This window comes from Rhodococcus sp. BUPNP1, assembly GCF_002215235.1.
Taxonomy (GTDB): domain Bacteria; phylum Actinomycetota; class Actinomycetes; order Mycobacteriales; family Mycobacteriaceae; genus Rhodococcus.
On record NZ_NERM01000028.1, the window covers coordinates 12,300 to 25,223 of the forward strand.

At 69.7% G+C, this 12,924-nt stretch carries 14 protein-coding genes; 8 read left to right on the forward strand and 6 right to left on the reverse strand.

Features of this window, described 5'->3' with window-relative positions:
* Positions 1–2 precede the first annotated feature (2 nt).
* Complete coding sequence (locus B9C99_RS21490) at positions 3–1,592, reverse strand: alkaline phosphatase (RefSeq protein ID WP_088899284.1); 1,590 nt, start codon at positions 1,590–1,592, stop codon at positions 3–5.
* A gap of 153 nt (positions 1,593–1,745) precedes the next feature.
* Here B9C99_RS21490 and B9C99_RS21495 point away from each other — a divergent pair, with 153 nt between their 5' ends.
* Complete coding sequence (locus tag B9C99_RS21495) at positions 1,746–2,141, forward strand: VOC family protein (protein WP_016691418.1); 396 nt, start codon at positions 1,746–1,748, stop codon at positions 2,139–2,141.
* 81 nt (positions 2,142–2,222) lie between these two features.
* On the opposite strand, the gene mshC is transcribed toward B9C99_RS21495, so the two are convergent.
* The 5 genes from mshC to B9C99_RS21520 all read right to left on the reverse strand — a co-directional run bounded on the left by mshC (position 2,223) and on the right by B9C99_RS21520 (position 6,597).
* A complete protein-coding gene (gene mshC / locus B9C99_RS21500; RefSeq protein WP_088899285.1) occupies positions 2,223–3,464 on the reverse strand; it encodes a cysteine--1-D-myo-inosityl 2-amino-2-deoxy-alpha-D-glucopyranoside ligase in 1,242 nt (413 codons plus the stop codon).
* A 75-nt stretch (positions 3,465–3,539) separates the two neighbouring features.
* A complete protein-coding gene (locus B9C99_RS21505; RefSeq protein ID WP_088899286.1) occupies positions 3,540–4,346 on the reverse strand; it encodes an SCO1664 family protein in 807 nt (268 codons plus the stop codon).
* 4 nt (positions 4,347–4,350) lie between these two features.
* Positions 4,351–4,941, reverse strand: coding sequence for a DUF3090 domain-containing protein (locus tag B9C99_RS21510; RefSeq protein ID WP_088899287.1), 591 nt, complete (start codon positions 4,939–4,941; stop codon positions 4,351–4,353).
* A 45-nt stretch (positions 4,942–4,986) separates the two neighbouring features.
* Complete coding sequence (locus B9C99_RS21515; RefSeq protein ID WP_088899288.1) at positions 4,987–5,715, reverse strand: histidine phosphatase family protein; 729 nt, start codon at positions 5,713–5,715, stop codon at positions 4,987–4,989.
* A gap of 36 nt (positions 5,716–5,751) precedes the next feature.
* Positions 5,752–6,597: an undecaprenyl-diphosphate phosphatase gene (locus B9C99_RS21520; RefSeq protein WP_172415048.1), complete on the reverse strand. Its 846-nt coding sequence runs from the start codon at positions 6,595–6,597 to the stop codon at positions 5,752–5,754.
* Positions 6,598–6,805: 208 nt separating this feature from the next.
* Here B9C99_RS21520 and B9C99_RS21525 point away from each other — a divergent pair, with 208 nt between their 5' ends.
* The 7 genes from B9C99_RS21525 (at position 6,806) to B9C99_RS21555 (ending at position 12,917) form a co-directional block, all read left to right on the forward strand.
* Positions 6,806–7,744, forward strand: a complete 939-nt coding sequence (locus B9C99_RS21525; RefSeq protein WP_088899290.1) for an aldo/keto reductase — start codon at positions 6,806–6,808, stop codon at positions 7,742–7,744.
* 94 nt (positions 7,745–7,838) lie between these two features.
* Positions 7,839–8,504, forward strand: a complete 666-nt coding sequence (locus tag B9C99_RS21530) for a heme oxygenase (biliverdin-producing) (RefSeq protein ID WP_088899291.1) — start codon at positions 7,839–7,841, stop codon at positions 8,502–8,504.
* Between the two features lie 3 nt (positions 8,505–8,507).
* Positions 8,508–9,533, forward strand: a complete 1,026-nt coding sequence (locus B9C99_RS21535) for a hemin ABC transporter substrate-binding protein (protein WP_088899292.1) — start codon at positions 8,508–8,510, stop codon at positions 9,531–9,533.
* A gap of 7 nt (positions 9,534–9,540) precedes the next feature.
* Positions 9,541–10,638 (forward strand): iron ABC transporter permease, encoded by a 1,098-nt coding sequence (locus tag B9C99_RS21540; RefSeq protein WP_088899293.1) that lies wholly within the window; start codon positions 9,541–9,543, stop codon positions 10,636–10,638.
* Positions 10,635–11,501, forward strand: coding sequence for a heme ABC transporter ATP-binding protein (locus B9C99_RS21545; protein WP_237451181.1), 867 nt, complete (start codon positions 10,635–10,637; stop codon positions 11,499–11,501). Before B9C99_RS21540 ends, B9C99_RS21545 begins: the two co-directional genes overlap by 4 nt.
* Positions 11,502–11,640: 139 nt before the next feature.
* A complete protein-coding gene (locus B9C99_RS21550; RefSeq protein ID WP_088899295.1) occupies positions 11,641–12,663 on the forward strand; it encodes a hypothetical protein in 1,023 nt (340 codons plus the stop codon).
* Entirely contained in the window at positions 12,663–12,917 is a 255-nt protein-coding gene (locus tag B9C99_RS21555; protein ID WP_006551956.1) for a DUF5703 family protein, read from the forward strand. Before B9C99_RS21550 ends, B9C99_RS21555 begins: the two co-directional genes overlap by 1 nt.
* The last annotated feature ends 7 nt before the right edge of the window (positions 12,918–12,924 follow it).

A 12,924-nucleotide genomic window follows, 5' to 3' on the forward strand; every position in this document is an offset into this window, starting at 1 on the left:
TGTTACGAACGCGGCTGCAGGCCCGGCTGTCCGGACACGATGGCGAACGACGCCGCCGTCGACACCGGCGCGTCCGGTTCGGTGACCGTGTCGAGCACCCGGAAGTCGGCGTGCACGGCGTCCGGGGTGATCGTGGTACGCACGTAGCCTCGCCGGTCGTTGTAGAACTTCAGGTGCGGGTTCGCCGGCAGGTGGTCGACCTGCGTCGCGCCGGTACCGTTGCCGTTCGACGTGATCGACGTGCACACCAGTTCCGACCCCACCACCGGCGCGTCCGGGTCGGCGAAGTCGACCTTGATGTCGTTGGCCCAGTGCCGGTGCACGTCGCCGGTGAGGACCACAGCGTTGCGCACCGGCGACTCCACCCAGCCCTGGGTGATCCGATGACGTGACGCCGCGTACCCGTCCCAGCCGTCCATGCTCACCTCGTCGCCATCGGGGCTCGGGTCCTTGTCCTGTTCGGCGAAGAACACCTGCTGGCCGAGGAAGTCCCACTGCGCGGTGGAGGTACGGAACCCGTCGAGCAGCCACTGTTCCTGCTCGGTCCCGGTGAGTGTTCGTGCCTCGTCGTGACGTTCGGCGACGTTCTTCTTCCACCCGTCGCCGGCGGCCTGATCGTCGCGATACTGGCGGGTGTCGAGCATGTGGAAATTGGCGAGATTCCCCCACCGGATCCGCCGGAAGATCGTCATGTCGTGCCCCCGCGGTGCCGACGAGGGTCGCAGCGGCATGTTCTCGTAGTAGGCCTGGAATGCAGCGGCGCGGCGGGCGAGGAAGTTCTCGGTGGTGTCGTTGCCCTGAGCGGCGTCGGTGTTCTCCGGAATCGTTCCGGCCCAGTTGTTGTCGACCTCGTGGTCGTCCCACACCACCAGCCACGGCGCGATCGCGTGCGCGGCCTGCAGATCGGCGTCGGCCTTGTACTGGGCGTGACGTTGCCGGTAATTCGCCAGGGTGACGGTCTCGGGCCCGTCGAGCGAGCGGACGAGACCGGTGTCGCTGGTGTAACCGCCACTGGTGTACTCGTACTGGTAATCCCCCAGGTGCAGAACGAGATCCGGATTGTCCTCCGCCATGCGCCGGTAGGCGGTGAACCAGCCGTGTTCGTACTGGGCGCAACTCGCGAACGCCATCGTCAGGGCGGCCGGGGTCTCGGCCGCGGCCGGTGTCGTGAGCGCCCGCCCCACCGGGCTCAACCGGTTGCCGGTGCGGAACCGGTAGAAGTACTCCCGTCCGGGACGCAGGCCGAACAGTTCGACGTGCACGGAGTGAGCGCTGTCGGGGACGGCGTGTTCGGTGCCGCGTGCGACGACGCGGGTCATCTTCTCGTCCTCCGCCACCTCCCATTGCACCGGAACATTCCGGTTGGGCATGCCGCCGAGTCCGTCTTCGGCGAGCGGGTCGAGGGCGAGGCGGGTCCAGATCACGAATCCATCGGGCGCCGGGTCACCCGAGGCGACACCCAGCAGGAAGGGGTCGCCCTTCACTCTCGGCGCGTCGGCGCGCGCGTATCCGGTGACACCGACGGAGGTGGCTGCGGTGACGACAGTGATTCCGAGTCCGGCCGACAGGAACGATCTACGTGACAAAGGCATGGCCACGGAAGGTAGTGGTCGAATCTTCTTCGCACGGAATGCGTTACCGAACGTAGGGAGAACACTCGGAAACATTTGGGATACGCAGATATGGGTCGGCACGATCGCGCCGAAGTCTACGATGAGGAGGGGCTTCGAACGGAGGAGACTGTCATGGTTTTTCCCGCACTCACCCACGTCGCCGTCACCGTCTCGGATCTGGCTGCGAGCACCGCGTGGTACTCGAACCTCTTCGACGCCACACCCGTCCTCGACGAGGACGACGAATCCGGCACCTTCCACCACGCGGTCTTCGCACTCGACGGCGGCACCCTGTTCGGCCTGCACACCCACTCCGGTTCGCCGGCGCAGACGTCCTTCGACGAACGGAACACCGGGCTCGACCACATCGCGTTCGGTTGCACGGCCGACGAACTCGAGAAGTGGCGCGACCGGCTCGACAGTCTGGGTATCCCACACGGGGACATCAAGAACGCCTCGTACGGTTCCGGGTTGTCGTTCCGCGATCCCGACAACATCGCGCTCGAATTCTTCGCGCCGCCGAGCTGATCGCACTTTCAGGTCGCGCGTGCACATCTCGTCGCGACACGCCGAAGCACAGCGACGAGATGTGCACTCACGAACCGGGATTCAGCGCAGATTCACACCGAGCAGCGCGTCGACGGCGTCGGCGAACAGGCCCGGTGCCGCAGCGTCGTCGCCGCCGCGCTCGACCGCGAAGCGCGCCCACCCGTCCAGTGCGTCGAGGGCCTTGGGGGTGTCGAGGTCGTCGGCGAGGTGCTGGCGCAGGCGCGCAACGGTGTCCTCGGCCGACGCCGCCGACGGCAGCGCGGCCGCCTGCTTCCACAACGCCAGTCGCGCCTCGGCGGCGCCGAGGACCTCGGACGTCCACGGACGGTCGACGCGGTAGTGACCCGACAGCAGACCCAGACGGATGGCGGCGGGGTCGACACCCTCACCACGCAGCTTGGAGACGAACACCAGATTGCCGCGCGACTTCGACATCTTCTCGCCGTCGAGACCGATCATGCCGGTGTGCACGTAGTGCCGGGCGAAACGCCGGTCGCCGGTGACGGCTTCGGCGTGCGCGGCGGAGTACTCGTGGTGCGGGAAGATCAGGTCGCTGCCGCCGCCCTGCACGTCGAAGCCGGAGCCGATGCGGTTGAGGGCGATGGCCGCGCACTCGATGTGCCAGCCGGGGCGTCCGTCACCGAAGGGCGACGGCCAGGCCGGTTCGCCGGGACGCTGCGCACGCCACAGCAGCGCATCGAGCGGATCGCGCTTGCCGGGACGCTCCGGGTCGCCGCCGCGCTCGGCGAAGAACCGCATCATCGTGTCGTGGTCGTAGCCGGACTCGTAGCCGAACTGCTCGGTAGCGTCGGTCCGGAAGTAGACATCCGGGTACTCGGCGTCGTCGACGATGTAGGCGGCACCGGAGGCGACGAGCTTCTCGACGAGTTCGATGACCTCGTTCACCGATTCGACGGCACCGATGTAGTCGCGCGGGGGCAGCACGCGCAGCGCCTCCATGTCCTCGCGGAACAGGGCGGTCTCGCGCATGCCGAGGACGACCCAGTCCTCACCGTCGCGCTCGGCGCGTTCGAACAGCGGGTCGTCGACGTCGGTGACGTTCTGCACGTAGTGGACGTCGTGGCCGGCGTCGCGCCAGATGCGGTTGACCAGATCGAAGGTCAGGTAGGTGGCGGCGTGGCCGAGGTGCGTGGCGTCGTAGGGGGTGATGCCGCACACGTACATCGTCGCGGTGTCGCCCGGGGTGACCGGACGCACCGCTCGGTCCGCGGTGTCGAACAACCGCAACGGAGGCCCCTGACCGGGGACGGACGGGATCGCGACGTCGGACCAAGATTGCATGACTACGAGCCTAATGGAGCCGGAGGAGTGCTCCGCGCGGGCACCCGGGCGTGCGGCAGGCGAACGGCCGGGGCCTCAGAAGGCGGGCCAGGGAATGCGCCGGTCGCCGCGCGGATGCGGCATCACGGGGTGTTCGAGCACGCGGGTGATCCGGCGCTGCAGGGCATGCACCTCGGTGGCGGTGATGTGCTCGCACAGTTCCTCCGCGAAGCCGCCGTCGAACCGGCGCAGCAGCTTGTCGAGATCGGCGAGCAGGACCGGGTCGACCGGGTCGCCGCTCCACCCCCACAGCACGGTGCGCAGCTTGTCGTCCTGGTGCAGACAGATGCCGTGATCGACACCGTAGACGTGTCCGTCGAGACCTTCGAGGACGTGGCCGCCCTTGCGGTCGGCGTTGTTGAGGACGACGTCGAGCACCGCCATGCGCTGCAGGCGCGGATCGTCGGCGTGGACGAGCACCACCTCGGCGCCGTCCAGATCGCGGGCACGCAGGATCGGCAGCCACCCGTGCGCGACCGCGCCGGCCGGGCACAGGTCCACCAGATCCAGGCGTTCCGTTCCGCCCTGCGCGGTGTCGACGGTGTCGATCCAGCGCTGCACCATGCCGGGGCCGTACGGGCCGTCGCGCAGCACGGTGAGCGGGATGACGTCCCAGCCGAGCGCCTCGGAGATCAGGTACGAGGCAACCTCGCGTCCGGCGAGGGTGCCGTGAGGGAAGTCCCACAACGGCCGCTCCCCGCGGACGGGTTTGTAGACGCACCGCACCTCGGTGTCGCCGAGCTGCGCGTCGCACACGAGGGTCGCGTTGCTCGCGTGCGCGATCTGCCCGACGACGTCGAGGTCGCCGTCGGTCAGCACGCTCCGCACGTCCGGCGCCGTCACGCGGTCAGCTTTCTTCCTCGCCGAACCACGCGGCCGGATCGAATCCGGGGGTACGCAGGTAACCGTTGGTGCGGACGCAGATGTGTCCGTCGGCGCCGATCGGTTCGCCGCACAGCGGGCACGGCGCGCGCCCGGCCGAGACGACGAGTTCGGAGCGGGCCGCGAATTCGCGGGCCTGCACCGGGGTGAGGAATACCCGCACCGCGTCGGGACCTTCCTCGGTGTCGTCGAGCACCACCGATTCGTCGAGTTCGGTGTCGGTGACCGCGAGCAGCTCCACCACCACCGATCCGGCGTCGGCGTCCCAACCCAGACCCATGGTGCCGACCCGGAACTCGGCCTCGATCGGTGTCACCAACGGGCTGACGTCGACCTCGGTATCGTCGGGGATCACGGTGCCGAAGCGGCGCTGCACCTCTTCGAGCAACAGCCCCATCCGGTCGGCCAGGATCTGCACCTGCTGCTTCTCCAGAAGCACGCTCACCACACGGGACTCGTGCACGGCCTGCAGGTAGAACACCCGGTCGCCCGGTTCACCGACAGTGCCGGCGATGAACCGATCAGGTGTTCGAAACACGTGTATCGCGCGGGCCATCACACCTCCTCGAGTCCCCACACTCTGCCATGACGGACACTGCCATTATCCGCGTGCCGTCTCCTGCCGGTGCCCCTGCGGTGGGTCGCCGGGTTCCTCGACCGCGCCGGGGACCTCGCCGCCGGGCACGGACTTCGGTTCGGACGGCCCGGCGAGTCCGGACAGGTCCGAACCGGTGTCGTTCACGCGCAGCACGAACGGCCGGGTGTCGGTGTAGCGGACGACGCTGATCGACGCCGGCTCGACGACGATCCGCTGGAAGCTGTCGAGATGCGTCGCGAGCGCGTCGGCGAGGATCGACTTGATGACGTCGCCGTGGCTGCACGCGATCCACACGACGTCCTTGCCGTGCGCGTCGCGCAGGCGCCGGTCGTGTTCGCGGATCGCGGCCACCGCGCGGGACTGCACCTGCGCGAGCCCTTCACCGTCCGGGAAGACCGCTGCGGAGGCGTGCTGCTGCACGACCGCCCACAGCGGTTCCTTGACCAGTTCCTTCAGTTCGCGTCCGGTCCACTGCCCGTAGTCGACCTCGGCGAGCCGCTCGTCGACGACCGGTTCGAGTCCGCGATCGGTCGCCAGCGGCTGCACCGTCTGCCGGCACCGCAGCAGCGGTGACCGCACGATCTCGGTGATCTCGAGCCCGGCGAACCGGGTGACGAGATTCTTCGCCTGGACGTGGCCGACCTCGTCGAGTTCGACACCGGGGGAACGACCGGCCAACATGTGCGAGGTGTTCGCCGTCGACCGTCCGTGCCGCAGCAGGATGACCGTCATGCGCCCAGCCTAGAGGTACCGCCTGCCGGCAGCCTCTCAGGTGGCGGAGACCACGCCGGTCGCGAGCAGTCCGAGCACGATCACGCCGAGGATCACGCGGTAGCCGACGAACCAGTACATCGAGTGGTTGACGACGAAGCGCAACAACCAGGCGATCGCCGCGTAGCCGACCGCGAAGGCGATCACGGTCGCGACGAGCAGCTGCGCCCCCGACGCATTGAGCCCTTCCCCCGCCGGTTCGAAGGCGTCGGGCAGGCTGAACAGACCGGAGGCCACGACGGCGGGAATGGCAAGGAGGAACGAATAGCGGGCGGCGGCCTCGCGGGTGAGTCCGAGGAACAGACCGGCGGAGATCGTGCCGCCGGAGCGGGACACACCGGGGATCAGGGCCAGCGCCTGCGCCGAACCCATGACCAGACCGTCCTTGAGGGTGAGCTGACTGACGTCGCGCCGCTGCTTGCCGAAGTACTCGGCGGCCGCGATGACGATCGAGAACAGGATGAGCATGGTGGCGACGAGCCACAGATTGCGGGCGACGGTGCGGATGTCGTCCTTGAACAGCACACCGAGGATGCCGATCGGGATGGTGCCGAGGATGACGTACCAGCCCATCTTGTAATCGTGGTCGGCGCGGTGCTCCTTGTGGAACAGGCCGCGGAACCACGCGCGCAGGATCCGCCAGATGTCGCCGGCGAAGAACACCAGCACGGCGGCCTCGGTGCCGAGCTGGGTGACCGCGGTGAAGGACGCACCGGCGTCCTCTCCGAAGAAGATCTCCGACACGATCCGCAGGTGACCGGACGAGGAGATCGGCAGGAACTCGGTGAGGCCCTGCACGATGCCGAGGACGATCGTCTGCAGCCAGGTCATCGATTCGCCGATCATGCGGCGACCCCCGGCACGAAGGCGGTGGGGACGGATCGGCGGTCTCGGATGCAGGGAGCGGTTCTCACTCGCCGAAGGGTACGTGGAAGCCGACCGGTCGGCGCGCCGGACGCTGCCGCGCGCCTGTCGCGCATTAGGGTGCAGTACCAGGGTCGTGGCCGAGCGCGGCGACGTCCCGTCGTGTCGGGAGGAAACGCGGACGGTTATGGAATACAGGACAGTCGGTGCGAGCGGCCTGCGGGTTTCACGGCTCGGCCTGGGCACCTTGACGTGGGGTCGCGGAACGGACGGCGACGAGGCCGCAGCCCAGTTGTCGGCCTTCGTCGATGTGGGCGGCACGCTCGTCGACACCTCCCCCGCCTACGGGGACGGGGTCGCGCAACGGATCCTCGCCGAACTGCTCGACGACGTGGTGCCCCGCGACCAGCTGGTGCTCTCGGGCAGCTCCGGCATCGACACCTCCACACTCGGTTCCGGCCGGGTGGACTGCTCCCGCTCGGGCCTGCTCAACCAGCTCGACGCGACCCTGCGTGAACTCGGCACCGACCACCTCGACGTGTGGCAGGTTGCGACGTGGGATCCGCACACCCCCGTCGACGAGGTGATGGACGCCCTCGAATTCGCCGTCACCAGCGGGCGCGTGCGATACGTCGGGGTGCGCGGCTATCTCGGCTGGCAGCTCGCGACCGCCGCGGCCGCGGCCCGGCGCCCGGCGCCGCTGATCAGCACGCAGGTCGAGTACTCCCTACTCGCCCGCGGCGTCGAGGAGGAGTTGATCCCCGCCGCGGCCCACCACGGCGTGGGTGTGTTCGCGGCCGTGCCGCTCGCCGGCGGTGTGCTCACCGGTAAGTACCGGTCGGGGGTGCCGGCGGATTCGCGCGGCGCCGACGACGTGCACACCGAGGAAGTGCGCCGCTATCTCACCGAATCCGCGGTGCGCGTGGTCGACGCGGTCGCCACGGCCGCCGACGGTCTCGGCACCTCGCCGCTGACCGTCGCGCTGGCGTGGGTGCGCGACCGGCCGCACGTCGCCTCGACACTCGTGGGTGCCCGGGATCTCGCGCAGCTGACCGGAGTGCTGGTCGCGGAGGAGTTGGCGTTGCCGCCGGCGATCGCCGCGGCGCTCGACGACGTGAGCGCGTGATCCCGGCGACACCGCCCGCACCCTGCCTTTTTCCGGAAGGTTAGGCTAGCCTGCCGAGTACATTCGGTTCAGGCAATGTGAGGGAGGTCGGTCGATGGCCGCGACCGAAGTCGTCGGATTCGCCGAGCGCATCCGGCTCGAGACCCAGCAGGCCCACAGCGACACCGAGAACTCGGTGTTCGTCTCGGAACTGCTCGGCGGCAAGTTGTCGACCGAAGCCCACGCCGCGCTCATCGCGCAGACCTGGTTCGTCTACGACAGCCTCGAGCGGATCGGCCGTGGCTACACCGACGACCCGATCGCCGGTCCTTTCCTCAGCGACGAACTGCTCCGCACCGCCGCGCTCGAAGCCGACCTCGACTTCCTCGTCGGCTCGGACTGGCGCGAGCGCATCGCGCCGCTGCCCGCGACCGTCGCCTACGTCGACCGGCTCGAGCAGGTCGCGGCGGTGTCCCCGGAAGCCTTCCTCGCGCATCACTATCTGCGTTATCTCGGCGACCTGTCCGGTGGTCAGATCATCCGCCGCATGCTCGAACGCGCCTACGGCTACGAACGCGACGGCCTGCGCTTCTACATCTTCGATCAGATCCCGAAGCCCAAACCGTTCAAGGATGCCTACCGCGCGAAGCTCGACGCCGCACCGCTCGACGGCGACCAGCAGCAGACCGTCATCGACGAGGCGAACCTGGTGTACGGACTCAACGGTGCCCTGTTCGCCGACCTCGCGCGGGACATCGACCGTTACCGGGTGCGTGCCTGACCGATGTACCGTTCCCTCCTCCGCCTCCCGGTCGCGCTGATCGCGGTGCTGGGTGTCCTCGTCGTCGCCGCGTGCAGCGCCCCCACCACCGACGGTACGACCGCCACCGACATCGCGACCGGTCCGCGCACCGCCGTCGTCGACTCCGAACCCGAGCCGATCACCACCGACCCGGATCCCGTGCTACCGGCCACGGTGCGCGGCGTGGACGGGGTCGAGACCACGATCACCGACATCTCCCGGATCGTGGTGGCCGACCGCTCCGGTACCCTCGCGCAGACCGTGTACTCGCTCGGTCTCGGCGACAAGCTCGTCGGCCGCTCCACCGCGTCCTTCCCCGCGATCGAGGACGTCCCCAACGTCACGCCCGGCGGGCACGGTCTCAACGCCGAGGCGATTCTCGCGCTGAACCCGACCGTCGTACTCACCGACACCTCGATCGGTCCGCCGGCGGTGCAGGAACAGATCCGCGCGACCGGCGTGCCGGTGGTGTTCGTCGACCCGGAACGCTCCCTCGACACCGTCGCCGACGACATCGAGGCGGTCGCGGCCGCGCTCGGCGTCCCCGAAGCCGGAGCGGCGCTCGCGCAGCGGACGCTCGACGAGATCGCCGCGGCGAAGGACTCGATCCCCGTTGATCATCCCGAACCCACGGTCGCCTTCCTCTATCTGCGCGGTGCGGCGATCAAGATGCTCGGCGGCCCCGGCTCGGGAGCCGATGCGCTCGTCGCAGCGGCCGGTGGTCGCGACGCCGGCATCCTCGCCGGCCTGGACTCGCAGTTCGTGCCCATCACCAGCGAGGCGATGATCGCCTCGGCGCCCGACATCATCCTGGTGATGACGCACAGCCTCGACTCGGTGGGCGGACCGGACGGGCTCGCGCAGCTCCCGGGGGTCGCCCAGACCCCGGCCGGGAAGACGGGCACCATCGTGGACATGGACGATTCGACCCTGCTCAGCTTCGGCCCGCAGACCGGCAAGGTCCTGGCCGCTTTGGTGGAGGCGTTCTACCCGTCGGACCGGGCGTGATCGCCGGATGTCCGTGAGCGAAGACGTCACCGAAGCGACCGGTCTGCCCGAACGGGCACTGCGGAAGGCCGGACGGGGACGCACCACCGTCGTCCTCGTCGGTCTCGTCGTCGCCCTGCTCGCCCTGGCCGTCGCGTCGACGTGCCTCGGCCAGGTGCCCACGAGTCCGGCCGAGGTGGTCGGCAGTCTGCTGCACCGCATGGGGCTGGACCTCGGCCCGGTGCCCGCGCACCCCGCCGGGGAGGTGACCCTGTGGGAGGTGCGCTTCCCGCGCGTGGTGCTCGCGATGCTCGTCGGTGCCGCCCTCGGCTGTTCCGGGGCGCTGCTGCAGGGCATCTTCGCCAATCCGCTCGCCGAACCCGGCGTGATCGGCGTGTCCTCCGGCGCCGCCGTCGGCGCGTCCGCGGTGATCGTGCTCGGCGGCGCCTTCACCGCCGGCTGGGCGCTGGCCGGCGCCGCACTCGTCTCCGGTCTGATCACCACCGTGCTGGTCTATGTGCTGTCCCGATCGAACGGACGCACGGAGGTGGTCACGGTGATCCTCACCGGCGTCGCCGTCAACGCCGTCGCCGGCGGGCTCATCGCGTTCTTCACCTTCGTCGCCAGTCCCGCCGCCCGCGACCAGATCGTGTTCTGGCAACTCGGCAGTCTCGGCGGCGCCACCTGGGACATCGTCGCGGTGGTCGCCCCGCTGACCCTCGCCGGGGTGCTCGTCGCGGTGCTGCTCGCCCCGAAACTCGACCTGCTGGCGCTCGGTGAGAGCGTCGCCCGGCATCTGGGTGTGGACGTCGAACGCGTGCGGCAACTGTCGATCCTGGCGGTCGCCGTGCTGGTCAGCGGCGCCACCGCCTTCACCGGCATCATCATGTTCGTCGGACTGGTCGTGCCACACCTGATGCGCCTGGCGCTCGGCCCCGCCCACCGGGTGCTCGTCGTGGCGAGTGTGCTTGCCGGCGCGGTCGTCCTGCTCGCCGCCGATCTCGCGGCGCGCACGCTGGTCGAGAACGCAGACCTACCGCTCGGCATGATCACCGCCCTCATCGGCGGTCCGGTCTTCTTCCTGATGCTCCGCCGCACCCGAGCGAAGCAAGGCGGATGGGCATGAGGCTGCTCCCCCGCTCCCTGGGATCCCCGGCGACCGCCGTCCCGGCCCGCTCGGCGCCCGGCACCGCGACGATGCGCGCGGTGGGTGTGCGACTGCGGCGCGGCGAGCGGGAGATCCTGCACGGTCTCGACTTCGAGGTGCGCACCGGCGAGGTCGTCGCGCTGGTCGGCCCCAACGGGGCGGGTAAGTCCACCCTGCTCGCGGCGTTGTCCGGCGATCATCCGATCAGCGGTGGCACCGTCGAGATCGAGGGCCGCCCCCTCGAGCAGTGGTCGTCGCTCGCGCTGGCGCGTCGCCGTGCGGTGCTGCCGCAGCAGCACACGGTCGGTTTCCCGTTCACCGCCCGGCAGGTCGTGCGGATGGGACGGGCCGCGTGGACGCGCACCCCCCGGCAGGACGACGACGATCGCATCGTCGCCGAGGCATTCGCAACCTGCGACGTCACCCATCTCGCCGACCGGCCGTTCCCCGCGCTGTCAGGCGGCGAACGCGCCCGGGTGGCGCTCGCGCGGGTGCTGGCCCAGGACACCGAGACACTGCTGCTCGACGAACCCACCGCGGCACTGGACCTCGGCCATCAGGAGGCGGTCATGCAGGTCGTGCGGGCCCGCGCCGACCACGGGCACGCCGTGGTGGTCGTACTGCACGATCTCGGCCTCGCCGCCGCCTACGCCGACCGCATCTGTGTGCTCGAACAGGGCCGCATCGTCGCCGACGGCGCACCCGGCGACGTCCTCACCGAAGAGCTGCTCGGCCGCGTCTACCAGTACCCGGTGGCGATCGGCCGCCACCCCGAGACCGGTACCCCGCTCGTGTTGCCGCGACGACCGAACCGCGACAGGTCCGCGTCGGCGCAGACCTGAGCAGCAGGTCACATCCGGCCCGTCGGACGACCCACTGATTTCTTCCCCGCGACCGGCATCAGGAACACTGAAGGTCGGCGCGCCGGGCGCCGGAGCGCGTCCGGCAGGTGCGAATCGAATCCGAGGACGAGGAGCAACGATGGGCAGAGCGGGGATCCGAGCGGTCACGATGGTGGGCGCGATCGCGATGGTCGTGCTGGCCGGCTGCTCGTCGGAGAGCACCCCGGACGTGCTGCAGACCATCGAACCCGCCACTCCCGCGGCCGCCCCCGAGGTCGGCCCCTCCCCTGCCGGCGACGTCCGTCCGCTCGACCTGCAGGTCGACGCGCTGGTCGTCGAACCGTCCACAGGCACCTTCGCCGCGCTCGTCGACGACGGCGCACGACTCGCGTTGTTCGACGACACGGTGTTCGACGGTGCCGGGGCGGAACCGCGCCTGGTGGACCTGCCATCGTCCGCCGCGACCGTCGTGACCGGCCCCGAGGGCAGTGTGCTCGCGCCCGTGTCCGGGGCCGTGCTGCGCATCGACGCCGCCGACGGCACCATCACCGAGGTCCCGGTCGACGGCAATGCCGCGTCGGCGGCCGTGCTGTCCGACGGCCGCTGGGCCGTCGGCACCGACGACGGCCGGGTGCTCGTCGTCGACCCCGAATCCGGCGAGGTGGCCACCACCGTCGGGGGCCTCGCCTCCGTCGACGCCCTCGCGGTCACCGGTGACGCCGTCGCGGCGCTCGACCGCCGGCAGACCTCCCTCACCGAACTCGACCTCGCCGACGCCCATCTCGGGCCCGCGCTGCGTGCCGGAGAAGGTGCGACGCAGCTGACCACCGACCCCTTCGGACGCGTGGTGGTCACCGACACCACCGGCGACGAACTGCTCGTCTACACCCTCGACGCGATCGTCCTGCGGCAGCGTTATCCCGTCGGCCCCGCCCCGTACGCTGTGACCTACGACGAGACGCGGGACCTGATCTGGGTGACTCTGACCGGCAGCAACGAGGTCGTGGGCTACGATCTTTCGACCGGGATCCCGCGAGAACGCCACCGCTTCGCAACGGTGCGGCAACCGAATTCGATCGCCGTCGATCCGGCCGATGCGGCACTGGTGATCGCGTCGGCAACCGGTGACGGACTGCAACGGATCCCGATCGAAGGACAGTGATGGCGAACGAGCGACTCGGCCGGCTCACCCGGATGCCCGTCGGTTGGGACACCAGCAACGACGAATACGAATACGTGCCGCTCAAGCTGCCCCGGGACGTGTCCCGGGTGAGCGCGTCGATGCGTCTGGCGATCTCCGCCGAATTCCACGGCTGGGAACTCACCCGGGTGCGTCTGTATCCGGACGGGAGCCGGCGGGTGCTGCTGCGCCGCCGCAAGACCGCCCATCACGTCCCCGAACCCACCGTTGGTTGATAACAGA

Excerpts from the sequence above, each read along its gene's own strand:
- B9C99_RS21490 (WP_088899284.1), bottom strand. The coding sequence starts at position 1,592 with ATGCCTTTGTCACGTAGATCGTTCCTGTCGGCCGGACTCGGAATCACT.
- B9C99_RS21495 (WP_016691418.1), top strand. The coding sequence starts at position 1,746 with ATGGTTTTTCCCGCACTCACCCACGTCGCCGTCACCGTCTCGGATCTG.
- mshC (WP_088899285.1), bottom strand. The coding sequence starts at position 3,464 with ATGCAATCTTGGTCCGACGTCGCGATCCCGTCCGTCCCCGGTCAGGGG.
- B9C99_RS21510 (WP_088899287.1), bottom strand. The coding sequence starts at position 4,941 with ATGGCCCGCGCGATACACGTGTTTCGAACACCTGATCGGTTCATCGCC.
- B9C99_RS21515 (WP_088899288.1), bottom strand. The coding sequence starts at position 5,715 with ATGACGGTCATCCTGCTGCGGCACGGACGGTCGACGGCGAACACCTCG.
- B9C99_RS21525 (WP_088899290.1), top strand. The coding sequence starts at position 6,806 with ATGGAATACAGGACAGTCGGTGCGAGCGGCCTGCGGGTTTCACGGCTC.
- B9C99_RS21530 (WP_088899291.1), top strand. The coding sequence starts at position 7,839 with ATGGCCGCGACCGAAGTCGTCGGATTCGCCGAGCGCATCCGGCTCGAG.
- B9C99_RS21535 (WP_088899292.1), top strand. The coding sequence starts at position 8,508 with ATGTACCGTTCCCTCCTCCGCCTCCCGGTCGCGCTGATCGCGGTGCTG.
- B9C99_RS21540 (WP_088899293.1), top strand. The coding sequence starts at position 9,541 with ATGTCCGTGAGCGAAGACGTCACCGAAGCGACCGGTCTGCCCGAACGG.
- B9C99_RS21545 (WP_237451181.1), top strand. The coding sequence starts at position 10,635 with ATGAGGCTGCTCCCCCGCTCCCTGGGATCCCCGGCGACCGCCGTCCCG.
- B9C99_RS21550 (WP_088899295.1), top strand. The coding sequence starts at position 11,641 with ATGGGCAGAGCGGGGATCCGAGCGGTCACGATGGTGGGCGCGATCGCG.
- B9C99_RS21555 (WP_006551956.1), top strand. The coding sequence starts at position 12,663 with ATGGCGAACGAGCGACTCGGCCGGCTCACCCGGATGCCCGTCGGTTGG.